Here is a 22039-nt window from a genome sequence, read left to right as displayed (position 1 = left end):
GACGAGGAAGGCCCCGTGGACGTCCCCGAACACGCCGTGGCCCTACCGGACGCCGTGCGCACCCGCCTGGCCGCGGGCACCCACAGCGTCCTGGTGGACGCCCGCGCCCTGGAGCGGGTGCGCGAGCGCTTCGACGACGACCAGGCCCGGGCGCTGGGCCGGTTCCTGGCCAACGCCCAGTCGCCCAACACCCTGCGCGCCTACCGCACCGACTGGACCGCGTTCACCGCCTGGTGCCTGGCCGAGGGGCGCACCGCACTGCCCGCCGAGGCGGTCGACGTCGCGGTGTACCTGGCCGCCTGCGCCCAGGCCCGCACCCCCGACGGGCGCCCGGCGCTGGCCCCGGCCAGCATCGAGCGCCGGGCCGCGGCCATCGCCGCCGTGCACGGCGCCCACGGGCTGGCCTCGCCCACCCGCGCCGAGGTGGTCCGCCTGACCCTGCGCGGTATCCGCCGCACCCGCCGGGCCCGCCCCCGCCGCAAGGACCCGGTGGTGCTGGCGACCCTGGAGGCGCTGCTGGCCCACCGCCCCGGCCCCGAACACCCGGGCGGTATCACCCGGCGCCGCGACACGGTGCTGCTGCTGACCGGGTTCGCGGGGGCGCTGCGCCGTTCGGAGCTGGCGGGCATCACCTTCGACGACATCACGGTGCGCACCGACCCGGTGGGCGGGGCGACGACGCTGCTGGTGGCGTTGGGCGCCACCAAGACCGACCAGGAGGGTCGGCGCGGCCACGTCGTGGCGCTGCCCCGGGGCCGCCACCGGCACACCTGCCCGGTGTGCGCGCTGGCGGACTGGGCCGAGCTGCGCACCGCCCACCTGGCGGGCGGGACCGACGCGGTGCGCGCCCTGCTGGCCCGCGCCGCCACCGAGCCGCCCGCGACCGCGCACCGGTGCGCCGGCCTGGACACCGCCGCGCTGGCGCCGCTGGCCGACGGCTCCGGGCGCCCGCTGCTGGTGCCGGTCTCGCGCCACGGCGCCCTGGGGGGCAAGGCCATGACCGGCCAGTCGGTGGGGGACACGGTCAAGAAGTACGCCGCCCGCGCCGGGCTGGACCCCGACGCGTTCGGCGGCCACTCCCTGCGCGCCGGATTCGCCACCCAAGCCGCACTGGGAGGTGCCGCCGACCGTGAGATCATGCGTCAGGGGCGCTGGACCAACCCGCGCACGGTGCACGACTACATCCGCAGCGCGGACCCGTTGGACGACAACGCGGTGACCCGCCTGGGACTGTGAGGCGGGCCGGGTGGGGCCTCGTCTCGAATCGTCAACGAACCCACCGGTGAGGACGGAAAACCGCACTTATCGTGCGATCCTTCACTCACGACACATTAGGTTGGTTGAGTGAGAAAGGGGACGGGCCCATGGTCGACGAATTCCGCGCCGCATTCCAACAACTGATCGACGCCTCGGTGGCGGCCGACCCCGGTCAGTTCCCCTCCGCGGTCCACCGGGTGCTCGTCCTGGCCTCCCAGATCCCCGCCTCCGAACGCGAACTCGCCCTGGAGGCCCTGGCGCCCCTCCTCACCGGCGACCACGCCGCCCCCGGCATCACCGCCGACCTGTGCGTCGTCGCCGGAGCCCTCGTCGAAACGGGCACCGACCCCGGCCCCGCAGGCCCCGAGGTCCTGCGCCGCCTGCGCGCCATCGGCCGCGGCGCCATCGTCTTCGCCCGCGCCTGGCAGCGCACCGGCGGCGGAGAGCCGCCCGACCCCGACTCCGTCACCGCCGCCGACGAGAACCGCGTCGCCACCGACCTGGGCGCCGACGCCCCCGGCGCCACCATGTGCTGGTGGACCATCGCCCGCCACGCCCTGGCCGCCAAGACCATGCTCACCCGCTCCACCGTGCGCTCCCACGTACGCCGCGACCCCACCTTGCACGCCGAACTCGTCGCCGTCGCCAACCAGCTCGGCGACCACCTGCCCGACCTTCAGGAGGTCCGCGCCCTGCTGCGCATGGCCGAGGCGGGCTCGGCCCTGGTCCTGGACCGCCACTCCGGCCGCGCCTTCCGTGTCCTGTTCGACGGCATCGGCGACAACTTCCAGCTGCACACCCTGCTCGCCGACGCCCTGATCGGCCCGAACGGCATGGGCCTGGCCGGGGACCCCCCGGACCCGCGCTGGGTGCGCGCCTTCCGCGACGGCGACCCCGACCCGGCCGCCCGCACCGTGCGCGGCTGGTGGAACCTGGTCGCCCACGACGGCACCTGGGTGTGGAACGAGGGAGTCCCCGCCGAGATCCCCACCCTGGAGGGCGAACACGTCCTGGTCCTGGACGAGCAGCCCTACCCCCGCTCCTGGAACGCCCACCGCCGCCACCCCCTGGTCACCGGCTGGCTGGAGGTGGAGGGCGAGCTGCCGCCCGAGGAGGCCGACCTGTGGTGGAAGCGGGTCGCCCCGGCCGAACCGGCCATCCCCGACGCCACCGACGACTCCACCCCCATCCCCGAGCCGGTCCTGGCCGAGGAGGCCACCGGCGCCGACCGCGTCCGCGGCTTCCTGGCCCCCGAACCCGAGCCCCGGCCCCAGCGCCCCGAACCACAGGCGGCCCCCGCTCCGGCGCCCGAGCCGCCCGCGGCCCGACCCGACCCCCCGCGCCCGGCGCCGCCCGCCGCCGAGCCGCCCGCGCGACCCGAAACGGGCACCGGCCTGCCGCCCCTGCCACCCGGGGTCTCCAACAGCTCCGCCTGGGGCCCCACCTGGCGCTGAACCCCGCCGGGACACGGCTGCGGGACCGGCCGAAGGCGGTGCTGCGGCCGATGCCGATGAGTCCGGCGCCGACGCCTGGGCACTGAAGGACACGGCGCGGCGTCGGCGGCGTGCCGCATCGTCAGGGGCGATCCACCGATCCGCTGAAGGTGACCCGGTCGTCCCGACCATCCTCACGGACGAACTCCCGGAGCGTCCCGACGGAGAACGACGAACCCGCACCCCACTCGACTTCGCCGCCGTCCTCGCCCGTCACGGTGGCGAACTCCTCACCGTCAAGGAGGAAGACGACCCCCTGGCCGCCGACGGTGAAGCGGGCACTCACCCCATCACCGGCGTGGACGTGGACCTCCCCCGAGCACTCGGCCGTGAACGGGCCGAACTCCCCGTCCCCGGTACCGAGGCGGTCGTCCACACCTCCGTCCCGGCCGAGGTGCAGGTTCATCTCGTCCCCACCGATCCCGGCGCCTCCCACCACGCCCTCGACGGTGGCCTGCTGCCGTCCGCGCACACCTGCTCCACCTCGGCTCTGACGGAGTCCACCGCGTCACCGTCCATACCGACAGGGTGGCGCGCCCCCACGGGTGCCGACAGATGTGACGGCCGTCGGGACTCACCGTTCCGTTCCCACCCGGACCCCTCCCTGGAACATCTCGCTCGAACGAGAGCGTGACCGACATTTTGTGGACGCGCAGCGGATCTGTTCACCGACGGCTTGCACCAACTGTTCGCACCCGGGATTTTCCCGGTTGAACGCAGGTCTTCCCTCGCCCCTCACCGAGGGGGGCTCCGGACTCCGCGCCTCTGCAAGGGGGCAGGGCCCCGACTCGGAAGTTCACCGGGAAGAAACAACATATAAACAAAAGCGGGGCGCGGTAAATTTCTGTAACACAAGAAAATCCAGCCCCATGGATGTCGGATTGAAGATTTCCCTCCAAAGAGACGTTGACTGCGAAAATTCCCCACCCTAGGCTGAATTCCCAAAGATCGCCCGGCGTGAGACTAATGATCTTCTTCTCGGAAGTGGGACATGGTATACGTCATCGCCGAACCCTGTGTCGATATCAAGGACAAGGCCTGCCTCGACGTCTGCCCGGTCGACTGCATATACGAGGGCGAGCGCAGCCTCTACATACATCCCGGCGAGTGCATCGACTGCACGGCCTGTGAACCGGTCTGCCCGGTGGAAGCCATCTACGAGGAAGCGGAACTGCCCGATGAATGGCAGGCGTACTCCCAGGTCAACGCGGAGTTCTTCGGCGGGGTGAACTCTCTGGACGGCCCGGGCGGAGCGAACAACGTCAAGCACTCGCTCGCCGATCACCCACACGTGTCGGCCCTGCCGAGGAACGGACAGGCCTCCTGAGCACAGGGGCGCACGAGGGCGGCCACCGGCGCCTCGGACAACCGATCGACCATTCAGGAGAGCACGATGACGAAGAAGGCATGGCAGGAGCACGGGTACCCGGCCCAGCTGGCGGAACAGTTGGGGGACAAGGTGGTGAGATGCCATCTCAGTCCCAGGAACTGCAAGATCAGACCCGGGCAGCACGGCTTCTGCATGGTCCGCGCCAACCGGGGCGGTGAGTTGGTGAGCCTGAACTACGGGCGGTCGGTCCACGCCACCGAGGAGACGATCGAGACCGAAGCGGTCTTCCACTATGAGCCGGGCGCACGCATCCTTTCCATGGGCAACATCGGATGTATGCTCAACTGCGATTACTGCCACAACTGGAAGACGTCCCAGGCGCGTTTCGTGGAGGACAAGGACGTCTTCTATTACACCCCCGAAGAGGTCGTGGACATCGCCGAGCGCCATGGCATTCAGGTCATCTCCTGGACCTACAACGACCCGGTCGTATGGCACGAGTTCGTCACAGAGACCGCCCGCCTCGCCAAAAGCAAGGGGATCATCAACCTGTACAAGTCGGCCTTCTTCATCTCACCGGAGGCCGTCGAGGAGCTCATCCCGGTGATCGACATCTTCTCGGTGTCGATCAAATCGATGGATCCGAAGTACTACCGGAAGATCACCAAGGGGTGGATCGAGCCGGTGCTCGAAGCGACGGAACAGGTCTACCGCGCGGGACGCCACGTCGAGGTCTCCACCCTCATGGTGACGGATCTGAGCGACAGTGAACAGAACGCCAGGGACATGGCCGGGTTCGTCGGTGAACGCCTCGGGCCGGAGGTTCCCACCCACTTCGTGAGGTTCCACCCCGACTACAAGATGACGAACACCATCCGCACGCCGGTGGAACGGCTGGAGCACGCACGTCGCGTGGCCCTGGACATGGGCCTGGATCACGTCTACCTCGGAAACGTCTACGACACCGAATCCACCAACACCTGGTGTCGCGGTTGCGGCCTGCTCCAGATCACCCGGTACGGCCTGAACGCGCAACTGATCGGGGTCACGCCGGACGGCAGGTGCTCGGAGTGCGGACTCGACGCGCACATCAAGCGCGTACCGGATCCCGTGGCGGCCCAGGCCCCGTTGGACGAACTCCCCACTCACGAGACCTACGACTCGGCCCGCTTCGACTGGCACGGGGACATCCGCGCCGTCCACGTCCAGGTGGAGAACACCGGCGACAGGCCGCAGGAAGTGTTCCACCGCCGTGTCCGCAGGGACAACCCCGACACCGGGTGGACGAGGATCGCTCTGGCGCCGCAGGAGAGCTACCGGTTCATCAGCGCGGAGTCTTTCAACGACGAGATCGGGGTGGTCGTCGCGGTCCCCAACGGATGCACCTCAAGCCTCCACCAGGTCTTCGACCGCGCCCACTTCCCCACCACCGAGGCGGCGGCCGGAACCCAGAACGCCGACATCACCCCCCTTCCCCTCTATGTCCGCCCCGCCCGATAGGCGAAGGAGTACGTTCATGACCCGGCATGCGTCCCCCCGAACCGACGACGTGGTCATCGTGGCCTCGGCAGATGTCGAGCCGCGCATCGCGTTCCCGGACCTGGCCCGCAGGGTCCTCGCCCACAACGACAAACTCATGCTCGTCGAGCACGTGATGGAGAAGGGATCGGTCTTCCCCCGTCACAGCCACCCGCACGAACAGCTCGCCTACCTGGTCTCAGGGCACATCCGCGTCGTTGCCGGAGACCGGACCTTCGAAGCCGGCCCCGGAGACAGCTTCGTCGTCAGGGGAGGCGTGGAACACCAGGTGTGGGCGCTGGAGAGGTCCGTGGCACTCGACATCTTCACTCCCTACCGGGAGGACTACGTGGAATGGGCGGGCGACGAGTGAGGGACGTTTCGAGCACCGTCCCCGCTTCCGGCGACTCCGGGCCGGGCCTTCGGCGTGACCCCCTGCCCATGGTGGTGGGGCCCACACGGCCCCACCCCTCGGTGCTACGCCGTCTGGCGCACGCCGCGGACCCCATCGACGCGCCGGCCTCCGTGCAGGACCTGCAACGGGCCCTGCTGCTGACCAGGCAACTCCTCGACGCCCCCGCGGCCGTGCCCTTCGTGCTCCCCGGGACGGGAACGGCGGGAATGGAGAGCGTGGCGGCCAGCCTCCTGACCCCCCGGACACCCGTGCTGGTGGTGTCCACGGGCATGTGGGGCAACCGCTGGCACGACATCTGCGTCAGACTCGGCCTGCCCACGCATGTGCACACCTCCGAGCCGGGACACCCACCCGATCCAGGGGAGATCGATCGGCTCCTGGGAGCAGAGCGCCACCAAGCCCTGCTCATCACCCATGTCGATTCCAGCAGCGGTGTGCGGACCGGGATCGGCGACCTGGCCCGGGTCGCCGGGGAACACGGTGCACTGGTACTGGTGGACGGGGTGTCCGCGGCCGGAGCGGAGTTCGTGCACCAAGAAGCGTGGGGAGTGGACGCCTACCTCACCTCCACACCCAAGGCGTTGGGCGTCCCCGCGGGTCTCTACCTCGCCTCACTCGGTCCCCGGGCCGTGGACGTGCTCACATCGCGAACGTGGACACCGCGACACTTCAGTCTGGACCTTCGCAATTGGCTCCCGGTGATGCGCGCCGCTTTGGAAGCACGCTTCGTCTACCACCAGACGCTCCCCGGCAACCTGATCGGCGCCCTGACCCGGGGGTTGGAACTGGTCATCCAGGAGGGGGCCCAACGCGTGCACAGGCACAGACGCCTGGCGCTGCGGCTGCGCTCGGCACTGGAAACGGAAGGTCTGCGCAACTTCGTCGCCGCGGACGGCGACCGCGCCAACGGGGTGAGCGTCTACCGCGCTCCGCCCCACCTGACCGCCGGAGAACTGCTCCGTGGTGCCGCCGAGCACGGTGTGCTCCTCCAAGCGGGCACGCATCCGAGCGCGGCCGGGGAGACCTTTCGTATCGGTCACCTCGGCAACGTCGACGAACAGGACATCGAACGGACCGTCGGCACGCTCCGTCGGCTGCTCTCTCCCCCGAACCGCTGAGGAAGACCATGGCAGAGACCGTCCTCGCCGCACGACTGACCGGACCCGACCGTGTCCTTCGTGTCGAGGAGACCGAACAGGGACCTCCCGCAGCCGATGAAGTCGTGATCGACATGATGTACGCGTCGATCAACCCCCTGGACACCTATGTACTCGCCGGGCAGGTGGCCGGTGAGGCCCCCGTGCCCCGCACACTGGGCGTGGAAGGGGTCGGACGCCGGGGCGATGATCTGTTCGTGGTCCACGGCCACGGCGTCGGCCTGTTCCGTGACGGTACCTGGAGCCGGCGAGCCGTCGTCCCACGCGGTTCGCTCATCCGGGTACCCGAAGGCGTCGATCCGGTCCAGGCGGCCTGCGCGGCCGTGTGCGGCCGGACCGCTGTCCGCGTGGTGTACGAACTCGCCGAAGTCACAGCCGAGGACCGCGTCCTGGTCCTGGGGGCGACGGGGGGCGTGGGCACGGCCGCGACGTCGCTCGCCCTGAGCTCGGGAGCGACGGTCTGGGGCCAGACCGGTGACCCGAACAAGGCTGAGGCAGTGGCCCGGATGGGCGCCGGGACCGTGATCGCCCGCTCGGCGGAAGAGCTGGTCACGGCCGCGAAGGGACTGGGAGTGAACGTGGTGCTCGACCCGCTCGGCGGAGACTACACCACGGCCGCCACCCGGCTCCTGGACCCCTACGGCACCCTCGTCGTCTACGGTGCCTCCTTCTCGGCGGCGGCGGAGCTTGACGTGCGATCCTTCTACCGCAGGAACATCCGGGCGCTGGGCTACGGGGGCGTCATGGAAGGACCTGATGAGGTCCGCTCCGGTATCAGCGATGCCTTGCGCGCACTGGCGGACGGGAACATGCGAATCCCGGTGAGTGACCGGGTGTCCCTGAGCGCGCTTCCCGCGGAGTTGGAGCCAGAGCGTCGACGGGCCGTCATCGGAAAGACCATCGTCGATGTGGGCCTCGACTGAGCATCGACGTTCACCCGTCCTCCTCCCCTGGAAAGGGATCGGAATCGTGACGACCACCTTGGTCACCGGCTTCGGATTCGGCTTCGTGGTCGCCGCCCAGGTCGGCCCGATCTGGCTGCTGTGCCTGCGCAGCGTTCTGCGCGGAGGTATCGCGCTGGGATTGGCCATCGGCGCGGGGGCGGCGCTGGTCGACGTCGGATACGCCCTCCTGGGTATCGCGGGCGTGGCCGCACTGCTCACCACCTGGGAAACCCTGGGAACGGCGGTCGGAATGCTCGGCGTGCTGGTCCTGCTGGTGCTGGCGTTGCGTGCCCTGCGCAGTGCCCTGTCCCGTCCGACGGAGCGGCAGGACGACCGCGAACTCACCTCGCCCCGGGCGGCGTTCGTGGTGGGGCTGGTCGCGACTGCGGGCAATCCGCTGACGATCCTGGCCTGGGCGGCGGTCTTCGCCGCCGTCTCCTCGGCCACATCCGACATGGGTTCCCTCACCCCGTGGGCCATGCTCGTGGGTGTGGGCGCGGGGACCTTCACGTGGTTCGCGCTGCTGTCCCTGGCCGCGTCCGTGTTGGGACGCTTCACCGGCCCCCGCTTTCATCGCGGGGTGGACATGGCGGCGGCGATCGGGCTCCTGCTGTTCGCCGCCGTCCTGGCGTGGCGGGTCCTGGCCCCATGACACCGCGCCCTGCGTTGCTCGCGGGCCGGTCGGCGCCTGGTGACACGCTCCTCACCGACACCCCGGGGCGCGGGCCCGCAGCCGTGCGGGGGAGGGGCGTTCAGGCCCGGTGCCGGGGCACGTGCTGCTCCTCGGGCTCCGCATGCGTCCGGGCCTGCGGCTTCCCACCCTCCTCGTACAGCCCCTCGAAGTACTCCTCCGCGGTGACCTCGTGCTCCTCATCGCGCCGCCAGCGCCCGCCCACCGACACCGTGGCCGCCAGCACCAGCGCCACCGGCACGAACACGCCCAGCGGCAGCAGATCCAGCGCGCCCTCCAGGCCGGGGACGGGGGGCAGCCGCTCCAACAGGTGACCGCGCAGCAGCGCCACCCCCGTCGCCGCACCCAGCACCAGCGCCACCGACAACGGCAGCATCGGGGTCAGCCGCGGGGGAACGGCCAGCAACGCCACGATGATCCCCACGCCCACCAGACCGGCCAGGACCAGCGGACCGCTGCCGTCCAGGACACCGCGCTCGGCGGCGTGCAGAGAGCGCAGGTGGGAGAAGGCCCAACCGCAGGCCAAGAGCAGGACGGGGGCGAGGATCAGACCGGACAGGAAGCCGACGACATGTCGCACGGGGGTGCTCCTCTCAGGGGTTGCGCGACACCTTAGCGACAAAACCGGTGTTCAGCACGCAAACCACTACCGACCGGGACCACTCGGTCCCCCCGGTCCACCACCCGCACCCCCCGCCGCCGCTAAGGTTCCCCTGTGACCGACGAGTACCCCGACCCCGAGGTCGTCGACCTGGCCACCCGCCTGTTCGGCTGCGCCCGCACCGGCGACACCGCCACCCTGACCGCCCACATCGACGCCGGCGTCCCGGTGAACCTCACCAACGACAAGGGCGACACCCTGCTCATGCTGGCCGCCTACCACGGCCACCACACCACCGTCGCCGCCCTGCTCGAACGCGGCGCCGACCCCGACCGCCTCAACGACCGCGGCCAGTCCCCGCTGGCCGGCGCCGTCTTCAAGGGCGAGGAGGCGATCATCGCCCTCCTGGTCGCCCACGGCGCCGACCCCGACGCCGGGACCCCCGGCGCCCGCGACACCGCCCGCGTCTTCGGCCGCACCGACCTGCTCGCCCTCCTGGACGCCCGCCCCGAAGGGCACTGAACACGCGGCGGGCGCCGCACCCCGGTGGGGGAGCGGCGCCCGCGTTCGGACGTCGGACGACGGCGTCAGGGCATGGTGTCCCACCGGGTGGTGTGACCTCGTTCGACTCCAGGGCCCCAGAGGTAACGGCGCGCTGGTCGGCGATTCGTTCTTGTTGGAACAACCGTTGTTCCCACACCACTCCACGGGACATGACCCGTCAGGGGTCCTGGCGCAGCCCGTCGGCGCCGCCCCGCCCGTCCAGGGGCAGGATGCGGTCCGAGGGCGGGGTACCGAACCGCCGCCGCACCTCGAAGGCGACGAGCGCCACCACGACCGCACCCAGGGACGTCAGCAGCGCCGGACGCTGCTCGGGGATGATCAGCATCGCCACCCCGATCACCACCAGGCCGACGAGCGTCGCCCAGGTCAGGTACGGGAACGCCCAGATCGCGAACCCCAACCGCTCCGGCTCGCGCATCCGGACCCGGCGCCCCACCACCAGCTGGGAGGCGCAGATGGTCAGGAACAGCACCAGCAGGATCGCGCCGATGGAGGCCACCAGGAACGGGAACACGTGCCCGGGGAACAGGTACTCGGCCACCGCGGCCACGTACCCCACCACCGTGCCCAGCAGGATCGCCCGCACCGGCACACCGCGCCGGCTGGTCCCGCGCAGCACGTGCGGGGCGTCCCCCTGGCGGGTGAGGGTGAACAGCATCCGCGAGGAGGTGTACATCGCAGCGTTGAGCACGCTCAGCACGGCGATGAACACCACGATCTCCATGATCAGGGCCGCACCGGGGATACCGACGTGCTCCATGACCGCCACGAACGGGCTGACCCCCGGCTCCACGGTGTCCCACGGCAGCACCGCCACGATGACCAGGATCGAGGCCACGTAGAACAGGCCGATGCGCCACAGCACGTTGGTGACCGCCGCGGCCACCCCGCGCTCGGGCTCGGCGCTCTCCCCGGCGGCGACGGTGATGATCTCCACGCCGCCGAAGGCGAAAAGCACCACCACGGTGGCGGCCAGCACGGCCGTCCACCCCTGGGGGGCGAACCCGCCGTGCTGCCACAGGTTGGCGATCGAGGAACCGTCGGCGCCCTGCCACAGGCCCAGCGCCCAGGCGCCGCCGATGAACAGGAACGCCACGATGGTGGCGACCTTGACCAGGGAGAAGAACGACTCGGTCTCGGCGAAGACCCGCACCGAGACGAGGTTGGCGGCCGTCATCGACAGCAGGACCGCCAGGGCCAGGATCCAGGCCGGGACGCCGGGGATCCACCCGGACAGGATGGTGGCGCCGGCGACGGACTCCGCGGCCACCAGGACCGCGTACATCCACCAGTAGACCCAGCCGATGGTGAAGCCCGCGCGCGGGCCGAAGGCCAGGCGCGCGTAGTCGGAGAAGGAACCACCGGCCGGGACCGACACGACCATCTCGCCCAGGGCACGCAGGGTCAGGAAGACCAGGGCGCCGGCGATGGCGTAGGAGACCACGGACGCGGGGCCGGCCGTCTGGATGACCGCGCCGGAGCCGATGAACAGGCCCGCCCCGACCGATCCGCCGATGGCGATGAGCGCCATGTGGCGGCGCCGCAGGGTGTGGGCCAGTCCGGTGGTGGTGGACTGTTCTGGGGTGTTCGCCGCAGGGTTGGGCGGTGTTGTACTGCTCGTCACACATCCAACACTAGGAGCACACCGTCACTCCGAGGAGCATCGACCCCGCAGAAAACACCCCATCAACCCATCAATATGGGGCACATCACAGGGAAACACGGACAACCTTCGCTCACGTGATCGACGCAACCCACACCGGCGATCGCTACCACCCCGTAGCGTGACCCCCGCCACCCCACCGGTCCGTACCGGACCAGGCCATCCCCACCGCGGGGGAGGCGCACCACCACCACGCTGTGCCACCATCACCCTGTGCGCCACCTCATGCGACCGCTCACCACCGCGGCACACCCCTTCACCAGCGCCCACACCTACCGGCGCTGGGCCTACCTCATCATCGGCGGCGCCCTGCTCACCCCCTACGCCGTGGCCGCCCTCGTCCTGGCCGGCCTCATCACCAGGGGAGGAACCCAGAACCAGCCCACCCCCGCCGCCTGGGCCCTGGCCACCGTCATCACCCTGGCCGCCCTCATCGCCACCGCCCGCATCCCCAGCGTCGCCGCCGCCCAGCACCAACTCGCCCGCGCCCTCCTGCACGGCCCCCTGGACCGCCTCCCCGACACACCCCCCGCACCCGGCACCCGCGCCGCCCTGTGGCTGTGCCTGCACACCTTCACCGGCCTGGCCGTCTGCCTGGCCACCATGACCGGCCTCACCCAATCCGCACTCCTGGCCATCACCCCCCTGACCACGGACCCCCGCACCGTCGCCCAGGGCCTGACCGGACCCCTGCTGGGCCTGGCCCTGCTCCTGTCCCTCATCGCCGCCATCGCCCTCACCGGCCACCTTCTGGCCCTGCTCGCCCCCCATCTGCTCGGCCCCTCACCCGCCCGCCTGCTCGCCGACGCCCAGGCCCGCGCCCGCACCCTGGCCGAACGCAACCGCCTGGCCCGCGAACTCCACGACTCCCTGGGCCACGCCCTGTCCGTCATCACCCTCCAATCCGCCACCGCCGCCCGCCTCATCGACACCGACCCCGACTTCGCCCGCCAGGCCCTCACCCACATCGCCGACCAGGCCCGCACCGCCACCGCCGACCTCGACCACGCCCTGGGCATCCTGCGCGAGGACACCCCCGCCCCCACCGCACCACCCCCCGACCTCACCCACCTCACCCACCTGGCCCAGACCGCCTCCCACACCGGCACACCCCTGCACCTGACCCTGAACGGCGACCCCGACACCGTCCCCTCCCTGCTCTCCCGCGAGACCTACCGCATCGCCCAACAGGCCCTCACCAACGCCCTCACCCACGCACCCGACCACCCCCTCGACCTCACCCTGGACATCACCCCCCGCCACCTCCACCTCACCGCCACCAACCCCCTCCCGCCCCGCCGCCCCCTGAGCCGCCGCCGCACCGGCGGCCGCGGCATCACCGGCATGCAAGAACGCGCCCACCTGCTCGGCGGCACCCTCACCGCCGGACCCCACCCCGCCACCGACCCCACCCACTGGACCCTCGACCTCACCCTGAACTGGAAAGACACCGACACCCCATGATCCGGATCGCCCTGGTCGACGACGAAGCCCTCATCCGCGCCGGGCTCGCCGCCCTCATCAACGCCGAACCCGACATGGAGACCGTCGGCCAGACCGACGACGGCGCCGGCGTCCCCGACCTCATCGCCCGCACCCACCCCGACCTGGTCCTCATGGACGTGCGCATGCCCCGCCTGGACGGCATCCAGGCCACCCGCACCCTCACCGCCCGCCCCCACGCACCCCGCGTCCTGGTCCTGACCACCTTCGACAACGACGCCTACGTCTGGGACGCCCTACGCGCCGGCGCCACCGGCTTCCTCCTCAAACGCACCCCGCCCGAGGACATCCTGGCCGCCATCCGCATCACCCACCGCGGAGAGAACCTGCTCTTCCCCGCCGCCCTGCGCGACCTGGCCGCCACCCACCCGGCCCAGACCACCCCCGCCGCCCGCGCCGTGGCCACCCTCACCCCCCGCGAGTCACAGACCCTCACCCTCATCGCCCAGGGGCTCACCAACACCGAGATCGCCCACCACCTGCACCTGGGCACCGAGACGGTCAAGACCCACGTCTCCAACATCCTCACCAAACTCGACGCCCGCGACCGCACCCAGGCCGTCATCGCCGCCTACGACGCCGGCCTCGTCCAGGCCCGCCGCTGACCCCGGCCACAGGGGAGAGGGAACGGCGGGGGAGGGGCGAACCACGACGAACCCACCCCGCCCGCCCGCCCGGCACGACGACACGCCCACCACAACCCCAACACAAGGTTACGAGACTGCTACTTTCGGCAATCACACTTCGTCGCACCACCGGGAGCAGCACCGTGCCGACCATCGACCTGGACCACATCAGCACCCTCTACCGCACCCACCGCGACGACCTCGCCCGCGCCCGCGACCACATCCGCGCCCTGCCCACCGACCCGCCGCCCACCCCCGCGCCCGACGACATCGAAGCCGAGATCACCTACCTCCTCATCCGCCACCACACCCCCGACCACGTCGTCCGCATCGGCACCGCGCACAGCACCGCCACCGCCTGGACCCTCACCGCCCTGCACCACAACGGCACCGGCCACCTCCACACCTTCGACACCCACGACCCCCACCCCCACCACCTCCCACCCGGCATGGACCCCGACCACTGGACCCACACCAAAGGCGACGTCCGCGCCAAACTCACCCACCTGCCCCAACACACCGGACTGCTCACCCTCGACAGCACCCACGGCGGCTGGTTCGCCCGCTGGTACCTCCACCACCTCCTGCCCACCCTGGACCCCCACACCCCCATCGCCGTCCACGGCGTCTTCCGCCACCCCCACACCCCGCCCTTCACCGAGGGCGCCCTCGTCCTGTCCTGGCTCGCCAACAACACCACCGGCTACTTCACCGCCTCCGCCGCCCGCGCACCCCACACCCACCGCGCCCTGGCCGACCTCAAAACCGACCTCGACCTCCACACCCCCCTGCACCCCACCCGCACCGACCCCGCGATCTTCTTCCACCTGCCCGCCCACCCCCACCCCGCGTCCCCCGCCACCACCCGGCCCCGCGCACACGCCACCCCCTGACCGGGACCACCGCGCACGAAAAACGGGGGGCGGCCCCGGCCACCCCCCGCACACCTGTCCCCGGATCAGTCGGACTTCAGATCCGACTCCAGCGAACGCCCCTCACGCGCCGCCGCATTCTCACGCACCCACACCACATCGGCCGCATCCGACACGATCCGCGTGAAATCCACCGGCTGATCCAGACTCACCATGTGCCCCGCCCGCGGCACGTTCAACAAACGCCCCTCCACACACGCGTCGAAGAACTGCCGCTCATGGATCCGGAAATGATCCCGGGCCCCGTTCACCAACCACACCGGCCCCGGATACCGCTCCAACGCCGCCAACGCGTCCATCTCCGCCACCGCGTCGATCACCGCCGTCGCCGCCTCCACCGCCAGACCGCCGTCCAACACCGCCTCGGCCGCCGTGTCCCGCAACGTCAACCGGTGAAAACGCTCGTTCAACGTCGCACCCTTGTCCGGCAGCCGATCCATCAACACCGCCGGAATCCGGTACACCTGCGCCAACGACTGCGCCGGCTTGGCCGTACAACTGGCCGCCACCAACCCCGACACCTTCCCCGGCGCCGCCGCGGCCGTCGCGATCGACACGAACCCGCCCAGGCTCAACCCCACCACCAGAGCCCGACCGCCCACACCGTCGATCGCCTCCACCACCGCGTCCACCGCACGCCCCAGCGAGAAATCCTCACCCCGCCGCGACCCGTGACCCGGAAGATCGGGCGTCACCACCCGACGACCCTGCTCCGTCAACAGATCCACCTGCGGCCGCCACATACTCCCCGACACCCGCAGACCGTGCACCAGAACAATCGGAACACCCACCGGAACACCCACGCACCCCACCCCTCACACCTGGTAGCGCACCGTCACCGGCGCATGATCGGACCAACGCCCCGCACGATACCGGGATACCCGCTTCGCACGACGAGCCCAACCCCCGGACGAGCTGTGAACACATGGCTCGCCCCGGACATCGACAAGCCGGGTCCACCGCCCCTGCGCGAACGCCCCCACACCCTGTACGGACGCGGGGGCACTGGTGCACAAAGGATCAAGCCGGGACGCTCTACACGCCGAAAACGACCGTTACGGGCGCATGATCAGACCACCGCTCCGCGTGCGACGCCGCGCGTTCGACATACGCTTTGACCGCGCGGTTCGCGATACCCGGCGTTGCACATGCCAGATCGATACGCCAACCCGTGTCGTTGTCGAAAGCACGCCCGCGGTACGACCACCACGAGTACGGGCCCTCCTGGTCCGGGAACAGCTCCCGCACCACGTCCACGTACCCGGCCTCACCGAACACCCGGTCCATCCACGCCCGCTCCTCGGGCAGGAACCCCGAACTCTTCACATTCCCGCGCCAGTTCTTCAGATCGACCTCCCGGTGCGCGATGTTCCAGTCCCCGCACACCACCAGATCCCGGCCCTGCGCCTCCAACTCCGCACGGCGCCCGACCAGATACGGCAGGAACGCCTTCATGAAGCGCTCCTTCTCCTCCTGGCGCTCGGTCCCCACATCACCCGAGGGAAGATACAGGCTCGCCACCGACACCCGGCCGAAATCCGCCTCCAGATACCGGCCCGACGCCTCGAACTCCGCCTCGCCGAACCCCACCCGCACCGCATCGGGCTCCACCCGCGAATACACCGCCACCCCGGCCCGCCCCTTGGCCTCGGCCGGAGCCAGCACCACATGCCACCCCGGGGGAGAGGCCACCTCCGGCGGCAACTGCGCCGCCTCCGCACGCACCTCCTGAAGGCACACCACATCGGCCGCCGAAGCCGACAACCAGTCCACGAACCCCGGCGACTTCTTCGCCGCGGCCCGCAACCCGTTCACGTTCACCGTCGAGATCACCATCGTCTGCTGCACGGACCCAGCCTAGCCAGCACCACCCACGGCCTCACCGCGATCACCTCCGGCCACCAACCGCCGCACCACCCCGTACGTCCGGTTCGACGACGCCGCATCCCGCGTCGCCCGCGCCGTCACCTCGATGTACGCCTGCGACGACGCCACCGACGCATGCCCCAGCAGATGCATGATCTCGGTGACCGACGCCCCGTCCTCGGCCAACCGCGTCGCGAACGTGTGCCGCAGCGCGTGCACCAACGTCCCCCGCGCCACCCGGTCGTTCACCCCCGCGTGCCGGTAACACTGCCGCACCAGATACTGCAACCCGCCCCGCCGCAACCCCTCACCCCGGTTGTCCACCAGCAACGGATCCGACCCCGCCACCGCCCCGAACCGCTCCCGCCGCGTGGCCAGGTACGCCTCCAACAGCACCTCCAGCGGCCGCTCGATCGGCAGCACCCGCTCACCGCCGCCCTTGCCGACCACCCGCACCCGCATCTCACCCGACCGCCCCGACACCGAATCCACCCGCAACGCCAACATCTCCGCCGACCGCATCCCCGTCAGCAACGCCAACGCCAACACCGCCAGATCCCGCTCCGGCCACGGATCCCGCGCCTTGCGCGCCCCGTGCGCCAACGCCTCCAACAACCGCTCCGGCGTGTCCTCCCCCCGCAACGGCTTGGGACCCGACGGCCGCACCCGCGGCCGCGGCACCGCCGACATCGGATTCCCCGGGACCACCCGCTCCGACACCCAGAAGCCGAAGAACCCGTTCCACGTCGACCACGCCCGCAACACGCTCGACGCCGCCCGCGACGCCGCGAACTCCGCGAAAGCCCCCCGCAGCGTCGCCACATCCAGGTCCGCCCACCGCAACACCCCGGGCTCCACCCCCCGCACACCGGCCGCGCACCCCAACACCCCCAGCAGGTCCCGCCGGTACGCCGCCACCGTGTGCTCCGACGGCTTGGCCGCCCGCCGCGCCACCAGATACTCCTCCACCGCATCCACCAGACGCTCGCTCATGCCCACAGCATTCCCGAAACCGCCCCCCACCGCCCACCCGGCACGACCACCGACCAGAACACACGTTCCCCGCGCACACGACGAAGGGCCCGCGACAACCGCCGCGAAAGCCTCCGGCCGCGGACGAGGCGAGCCGGGGGAGAGGGAACCCCGCGCACCACAACCGAACCCCACAAAAACCCCATGCGTCACATGCCGGGCACCGCCGGACTCAAGCCCATGGCCAAGATCCACGACTCCATCAGCGACCGCACGGCCCGCTTCCTCCTCGACCGGCCCGTCTTCTTCGTCGGCACCGCACCCCTGGCCCACGACGGCCACATCAACGTCCCACCCAAAGGCATGAACGGCACCCTCGCCGTCCTGAACCCCCACCGCGTCGCCTACCTCGACTACACCGGCTCCGGCATCGAGACCATCTCCCACCTGCGCGAGAACGGCCGCATCATCCTGATGTCCTGCGCCTTCACCGGACCGCCCACCATCGTCCGCCCCCACGGCACCGGACACGCCGTCACCCCCGACGACCCCGAATTCCCCACCCTGCGCGCCCACTTCCCCAAAGAACGCACCCTCGGCCAACGCGCCGTCATCGTCGTCGACGTCCACCGCATCTCCGACTCCTGCGGCTTCTGCGTCCCGCTCATGGACCTGCGCGCCGACCGCGACATCCTCGACCGCGACCACCGGCGACGCGACCCCGCCTACTTCACCGACTACCACCGCGACCGCAACGCCACCGGCATCGACGGCCTCCCCGGCCTGACCCGCACACGGCGACGGGCGCGGGCCCCACGGCCCGCGCCCGTCGCCGTACGGGGGAGCGGACTACACCCCCACCACCTCCCGCGCACCCCGCGCGATCTGCACATCCTCACGCGTGGGCACCACCAACACCCGCACCGACGCCCCCGCCCCCGAGATCTCCGCCTCCCCGGACACCCCCTCGTTCGCCGCCCGGTCCACCACCACCCCCAGAAAACCCAACCCCTCCGCCACCGCCCACCGCACCGGCGCCGACCGCTCACCCACACCCGCCGTGAACACCAACACGTCCAACCCGCCCAACGCCGCCGCCATCGCCGCCACCGACGCCCGCAACCGGTGCACGTACACCCCGAACGCCAACACCGACCGCTCCTCGCCCCGGCCGACCCCCGCCAGCACCTCCCGCATGTCCGCCGTCCCCGCCAACCCCGTCAGGCCCCCGCCGCGCTCCAGCCCCTCCGCGACCTCATCCGCACCCAACCCGCCCTCACGCTGCAACCACAGCACCATCCCCGGGTCCACGCTGCCCGAGCGCGTCGCCATCACCAGCCCCTCCAACGGCGTGAACCCCATCGTCGTGTCCACACACCGCCCATCCAGCACCGCCGCCAACGACGCACCCGCACCCAGATGCGCCGTCACGATCCGACGCCCGCCCGTCCGCCGGGCCGCCACCCCCGACACGTACGCGTGCGACAACCCGTGGAACCCGTACCGCCGCACCCCGAACCGCTCCCGCCACTCCGACGGCACCGCGTACGTGAACGCCTCCGGCCCCAACGACGCATGGAACGCCGTGTCGAAACACGCCACCTGCGGCACCCCCGGCACCGCCTCCGTGATCGCCGCGATCCCCGCCAACGCCTTGGGCTGGTGCAACGGGGCCAGCGGCGTCAACGCCGCCAACCGCTCCACCACCCCCGCGTCCAACCGCACCGGAGCCGCGAACTCCCGACCCCCGTGCACCACCCGGTGACCCACCACGTCGGGGGAGGGCACCCCCTCCAGAAAACCCCGCACCGCCACCGGATCCCACCCGCCGGCCACCAGCTCGATCGTCTCCGACCCCAACTCCGCGTCATCGGAGTCCAGCATGCTCAACTTCAGCGTCGACGACCCCGCATTGACCACCAGCACCCGCATCAGTACGGCCACACCCAATCCCTGATATCCGCCGGATCCTCACCGTGCTCCCTGGTGTAGGCCCGGTGCCGCAACCGCTCGTCCACCATCTGCTGCCGGACGTGCGCCGCCCGCTCACCCAGCCCCGGCACCCGGTCGATCACATCGATCACCAGATGGAACCGGTCCAGGTCGTTCAGCATCACCATGTCGAACGGCGTCGTCGTGGTGCCCTCCTCCTTGTACCCCCGCACATGCAGGTGCGGATGGTTCCGACGCCGGTACGCCAACCGGTGCACCAGCCACGGATACCCGTGGAACGCGAAGATCACCGGCCGGTCCGACGTGAACAGCGCCTCGTACTCCGCATCCGGCATCCCGTGCGGATGCTCGCTCGCCGGCTGCAACCGCATCAGATCCACCACGTTCACCACCCGCACCCGCAGCTCCGGGAACAGCCGCCGCAGCAGGTCCACCGCCGCCAGCGTCTCCAACGTCGGCACATCACCCGCGCACGCCAGCACCACGTCCGGGTCCCCGCCCCCGTCCGTGCTCGCCCACTCCCAGATCCCGATCCCGCGCGTGCAGTGCAGGACCGCCTCCTCCATCGGCAGGTAGTCCAACGCGGGCTGCTTGCCCGCCACCACCACGTTGATGTAGTCCTTGGACCGCAGGCAGTGGTCGGCGATCGACAACAGCGTGTTCGCGTCCGGCGGCAGGTACACCCGCACCACCGACGAGGGCTTGTTCAACACCACGTCCAGGAACCCCGGATCCTGGTGCGTGAACCCGTTGTGGTCCTGCCGCCACACGTGCGAGGTCAACAGGTAGTTCAACGACGCGATCGGCCGCCGCCACGCCAACCCCTGCGTCACCTTCAACCACTTCGCATGCTGGTTGAACATCGCGTCCACGATGTGCACGAACGCCTCGTAGCAGCTGAACAGCCCGTGCCGCCCCGTCAGCAGGTACCCCTCCAGCCACCCCTGGCACAGGTGCTCGCTCAACACCTCCATCACCCGGCCCTGCCGGGCCAGGTGCTCGTCCACCGGAAGGATCTGCGCCTCCCACACCTTGTCCGTCGTCTCGTACACCGCCGACAACCGGTTCGACGCCGTCTCGTCCGGACCCACCAGCCGGAAGTTGTCCGGGTTGCGGCGGATGACGTCGCGCAGGAAGTGCCCCAGCACCCGGGTGGCCTCGCTGATGTGGGTGCCGTGCCCCTCGAACACCGCCCCGTAGCGCCGAAAGTCCGGCAACCGCAGATCCTTCAGCAACAGGCCCCCGTTGGCGTGCGGGTTCGCGCTCATCCGCCGCGCGCCCACCGGCGGCAACCCGCGCAGCTCCTCCACCGGGGCGCCCGCCTCGTCGAACAGCTCTCCGGGCCGGTACGACAGCATCCACTCCTGGAGCATCCGCCGGTGCTCGTCATTGGAGCGCACCTGCGCCAGCGGCACCTGGTGCGACCGCCAGGTGTTCTCCACGGGGACCCCGTCCACCTCCTTGGGGCCCGTCCACCCCTTGGGGGAGCGCAGGATGATCATCGGCCACGTCGCCCGCCGCTCCAGCCCCGAGGTCCGCGCCACCCGTTGGATGTCGGCGATCCGGTCCATCGCCTCGTCCAGGGCCTGGGCCATCCGCCCGTGCATGTACACCGGGTCGTCACCGCTCACCATGATCGGGTGGTAGCCGTGGCCCTCGAACCGCTTCAGCAGTTCGTCCTCGGGGATGCGCGCCGACACCGTCGGGTTGGCGATCTTGTAGCCGTTCAGGTGCAGGATCGGCAGGACGGCGCCGTCGTGCACCGGGTCCAGGAACTTGTTGGAGTCCCAGCTGCCCGCCAGCGGCCCGGTCTCGGCCTCGCCGTCGCCGACGATGCAGGCGACCACCAGATCCGGGTTGTCGAACACGGCGCCGAAGGCGTGTGCCAGGGCGTAGCCCAGCTCACCGCCCTCGTGGATGGACCCCGGGGTCTCCGGGGCGACGTGGCTGGGGATGCCGCCGGGGAAGGAGAACTGGCGGAACAGGCGCTTCATGCCCGGCTCGTCGCGGCTGACGTCCCGGTAGATCTCGCTGTAGCCGCCCTCCAGCCAGGCGTTGGCGACGGCGGCCGGGCCGCCGTGTCCGGGGCCCATGACGTAGATCATGTCGAGGTCGCGGGCCTTGATGACCCGGTTCAGGTGGGCGTAGCAGAAGTTGAGCCCCGGGGTGGTGCCCCAGTGGCCCAGGAGGCGGGGCTTGATGTGCTCGGGGCGCAGCTCTTCCCGGAGGAGGGGGTTGTCGAGCAGGTAGATCTGGCCGACGGAAAGATAGTTGGCGGCGCGCCAGTAGGCGTCGATGCGTTGTAGTTCGTCCTGGCCGAGTCCCATGCGTTCCTCCCTGGATGGTGTGGGCGGGGGAGTGCGGGGATCGGCGGGCTCCGCGGGAAGGGGGAGGGGCTCGTCGATCAGGGTCACGGTAACCGCGGGGGCTCACCGAACTCCAGACGCCGAGCCGGATCGGTGACCTTCGGAGGGAGACGGGATCGGGCGCCCCGAAACGGCCAGAGATCCACATAGCACCTGTTTGTCGTTGAACTTCACAAAGACACGCAAAT

At 70.7% G+C, this 22039-nt stretch carries 20 protein-coding genes and 1 pseudogene; 13 read left to right on the top strand and 8 right to left on the bottom strand.

Annotation, left to right across the window (positions count from 1 at the left end):
• Positions 1-15: 15 nt before the first annotated feature.
• The gene (locus QJS33_RS09625) at positions 16-1236 is read left to right on the top strand and encodes a site-specific integrase (protein WP_306367536.1); all 1221 of its coding nucleotides are present in this window, start codon (positions 16-18) and stop codon (positions 1234-1236) included.
• Between the two features lie 128 nt (positions 1237-1364).
• Positions 1365-2711, top strand: a complete 1347-nt coding sequence (locus QJS33_RS09620) for a hypothetical protein (RefSeq protein WP_306367535.1) — start codon at positions 1365-1367, stop codon at positions 2709-2711.
• 121 nt (positions 2712-2832) lie between these two features.
• Here the strand turns inward: QJS33_RS09620 and QJS33_RS09615 are convergent, their stop codons facing one another.
• Complete coding sequence (locus QJS33_RS09615; protein WP_306367534.1) at positions 2833-3222, bottom strand: hypothetical protein; 390 nt, start codon at positions 3220-3222, stop codon at positions 2833-2835.
• Positions 3223-3741: 519 nt separating this feature from the next.
• Between QJS33_RS09615 and fdxA the strand changes: the two genes are divergently transcribed.
• The 6 genes from fdxA (at position 3742) to QJS33_RS09585 (ending at position 8766) form a co-directional block, all read left to right on the top strand.
• Entirely contained in the window at positions 3742-4077 is a 336-nt protein-coding gene (gene fdxA / locus QJS33_RS09610; RefSeq protein WP_306367533.1) for a ferredoxin, read from the top strand.
• A 66-nt stretch (positions 4078-4143) separates the two neighbouring features.
• Positions 4144-5580 (top strand): AmmeMemoRadiSam system radical SAM enzyme, encoded by a 1437-nt coding sequence (gene amrS / locus QJS33_RS09605; RefSeq protein ID WP_306367532.1) that lies wholly within the window; start codon positions 4144-4146, stop codon positions 5578-5580.
• Positions 5581-5596: 16 nt separating this feature from the next.
• The gene (locus tag QJS33_RS09600) at positions 5597-5971 is read left to right on the top strand and encodes a cupin domain-containing protein (protein ID WP_306367531.1); all 375 of its coding nucleotides are present in this window, start codon (positions 5597-5599) and stop codon (positions 5969-5971) included.
• Between the two features lie 68 nt (positions 5972-6039).
• On the top strand, positions 6040-7131 hold the full coding sequence (locus QJS33_RS09595; RefSeq protein ID WP_306367530.1) for an alanine--glyoxylate aminotransferase family protein: 1092 nt from the start codon (positions 6040-6042) through the stop codon (positions 7129-7131).
• A gap of 8 nt (positions 7132-7139) precedes the next feature.
• On the top strand, positions 7140-8093 hold the full coding sequence (locus QJS33_RS09590; RefSeq protein WP_306367529.1) for a zinc-binding alcohol dehydrogenase family protein: 954 nt from the start codon (positions 7140-7142) through the stop codon (positions 8091-8093).
• 46 nt (positions 8094-8139) lie between these two features.
• Positions 8140-8766, top strand: a complete 627-nt coding sequence (locus QJS33_RS09585; RefSeq protein ID WP_306367528.1) for a LysE family transporter — start codon at positions 8140-8142, stop codon at positions 8764-8766.
• 100 nt (positions 8767-8866) lie between these two features.
• On the opposite strand, the gene QJS33_RS09580 is transcribed toward QJS33_RS09585, so the two are convergent.
• On the bottom strand, positions 8867-9385 hold the full coding sequence (locus QJS33_RS09580) for a hypothetical protein (RefSeq protein WP_306367527.1): 519 nt from the start codon (positions 9383-9385) through the stop codon (positions 8867-8869).
• A gap of 135 nt (positions 9386-9520) precedes the next feature.
• Here QJS33_RS09580 and QJS33_RS09575 point away from each other — a divergent pair, with 135 nt between their 5' ends.
• Positions 9521-9928, top strand: coding sequence for an ankyrin repeat domain-containing protein (locus QJS33_RS09575; protein WP_306367526.1), 408 nt, complete (start codon positions 9521-9523; stop codon positions 9926-9928).
• Between the two features lie 199 nt (positions 9929-10127).
• On the opposite strand, the gene QJS33_RS09570 is transcribed toward QJS33_RS09575, so the two are convergent.
• A complete protein-coding gene (locus QJS33_RS09570) occupies positions 10128-11501 on the bottom strand; it encodes an amino acid permease (protein ID WP_306367551.1) in 1374 nt (457 codons plus the stop codon).
• Positions 11502-11846: 345 nt separating this feature from the next.
• On the opposite strand from QJS33_RS09570, the gene QJS33_RS09565 reads away from it, so the two are divergent.
• The 3 genes from QJS33_RS09565 to QJS33_RS09555 all read left to right on the top strand — a co-directional run bounded on the left by QJS33_RS09565 (position 11847) and on the right by QJS33_RS09555 (position 14655).
• Complete coding sequence (locus QJS33_RS09565; RefSeq protein ID WP_306367525.1) at positions 11847-13097, top strand: sensor histidine kinase; 1251 nt, start codon at positions 11847-11849, stop codon at positions 13095-13097.
• A complete protein-coding gene (locus QJS33_RS09560) occupies positions 13094-13741 on the top strand; it encodes a response regulator transcription factor (protein ID WP_306367524.1) in 648 nt (215 codons plus the stop codon). Before QJS33_RS09565 ends, QJS33_RS09560 begins: the two co-directional genes overlap by 4 nt.
• Positions 13742-13905: 164 nt before the next feature.
• On the top strand, positions 13906-14655 hold the full coding sequence (locus QJS33_RS09555) for a class I SAM-dependent methyltransferase (protein WP_306367523.1): 750 nt from the start codon (positions 13906-13908) through the stop codon (positions 14653-14655).
• Between the two features lie 65 nt (positions 14656-14720).
• On the opposite strand, the gene QJS33_RS09550 is transcribed toward QJS33_RS09555, so the two are convergent.
• The 3 genes from QJS33_RS09550 to QJS33_RS09540 form a co-directional block, all read right to left on the bottom strand.
• The gene (locus tag QJS33_RS09550; protein WP_306367550.1) at positions 14721-15485 is read right to left on the bottom strand and encodes an alpha/beta fold hydrolase; all 765 of its coding nucleotides are present in this window, start codon (positions 15483-15485) and stop codon (positions 14721-14723) included.
• A 244-nt stretch (positions 15486-15729) separates the two neighbouring features.
• Entirely contained in the window at positions 15730-16530 is an 801-nt protein-coding gene (locus QJS33_RS09545; protein WP_306367549.1) for an exodeoxyribonuclease III, read from the bottom strand.
• 21 nt (positions 16531-16551) lie between these two features.
• Entirely contained in the window at positions 16552-17553 is a 1002-nt protein-coding gene (locus QJS33_RS09540) for a tyrosine-type recombinase/integrase (protein ID WP_306367548.1), read from the bottom strand.
• A 219-nt stretch (positions 17554-17772) separates the two neighbouring features.
• Here QJS33_RS09540 and QJS33_RS09535 point away from each other — a divergent pair.
• Positions 17773-18318 (top strand): annotated as a pseudogene (locus QJS33_RS09535) (pyridoxamine 5'-phosphate oxidase family protein); the annotation flags it as partial.
• Between the two features lie 63 nt (positions 18319-18381).
• Here the strand turns inward: QJS33_RS09535 and QJS33_RS09530 are convergent.
• Positions 18382-19464, bottom strand: a complete 1083-nt coding sequence (locus QJS33_RS09530; protein ID WP_306367547.1) for an acetate/propionate family kinase — start codon at positions 19462-19464, stop codon at positions 18382-18384.
• Complete coding sequence (locus QJS33_RS09525; protein ID WP_306367522.1) at positions 19464-21812, bottom strand: phosphoketolase; 2349 nt, start codon at positions 21810-21812, stop codon at positions 19464-19466. Before QJS33_RS09525 ends, QJS33_RS09530 begins: the two co-directional genes overlap by 1 nt.
• Between the last annotated feature and the right edge of the window lie 227 nt (positions 21813-22039).

Source organism: Nocardiopsis sp. CC223A, from assembly GCF_030766825.1.
Classification (GTDB): Bacteria; Actinomycetota; Actinomycetes; order Streptosporangiales; family Streptosporangiaceae; genus Nocardiopsis.
This window is presented reverse-complemented; position numbering and strand designations above follow the sequence as displayed.

Excerpts from the sequence above, each read along its gene's own strand:
- fdxA (WP_306367533.1), top strand. The coding sequence starts at position 3,742 with ATGGTATACGTCATCGCCGAACCCTGTGTCGATATCAAGGACAAGGCC.
- amrS (WP_306367532.1), top strand. The coding sequence starts at position 4,144 with ATGACGAAGAAGGCATGGCAGGAGCACGGGTACCCGGCCCAGCTGGCG.
- QJS33_RS09600 (WP_306367531.1), top strand. The coding sequence starts at position 5,597 with ATGACCCGGCATGCGTCCCCCCGAACCGACGACGTGGTCATCGTGGCC.
- QJS33_RS09595 (WP_306367530.1), top strand. The coding sequence starts at position 6,040 with ATGGTGGTGGGGCCCACACGGCCCCACCCCTCGGTGCTACGCCGTCTG.
- QJS33_RS09545 (WP_306367549.1), bottom strand. The coding sequence starts at position 16,530 with ATGGTGATCTCGACGGTGAACGTGAACGGGTTGCGGGCCGCGGCGAAG.
- QJS33_RS09560 (WP_306367524.1), top strand. The coding sequence starts at position 13,094 with ATGATCCGGATCGCCCTGGTCGACGACGAAGCCCTCATCCGCGCCGGG.
- QJS33_RS09525 (WP_306367522.1), bottom strand. The coding sequence starts at position 21,812 with ATGGGACTCGGCCAGGACGAACTACAACGCATCGACGCCTACTGGCGC.
- QJS33_RS09540 (WP_306367548.1), bottom strand. The coding sequence starts at position 17,553 with ATGAGCGAGCGTCTGGTGGATGCGGTGGAGGAGTATCTGGTGGCGCGG.
- QJS33_RS09530 (WP_306367547.1), bottom strand. The coding sequence starts at position 19,464 with ATGCGGGTGCTGGTGGTCAATGCGGGGTCGTCGACGCTGAAGTTGAGC.
- QJS33_RS09590 (WP_306367529.1), top strand. The coding sequence starts at position 7,140 with ATGGCAGAGACCGTCCTCGCCGCACGACTGACCGGACCCGACCGTGTC.
- QJS33_RS09570 (WP_306367551.1), bottom strand. The coding sequence starts at position 11,501 with ATGGCGCTCATCGCCATCGGCGGATCGGTCGGGGCGGGCCTGTTCATC.
- QJS33_RS09620 (WP_306367535.1), top strand. The coding sequence starts at position 1,365 with ATGGTCGACGAATTCCGCGCCGCATTCCAACAACTGATCGACGCCTCG.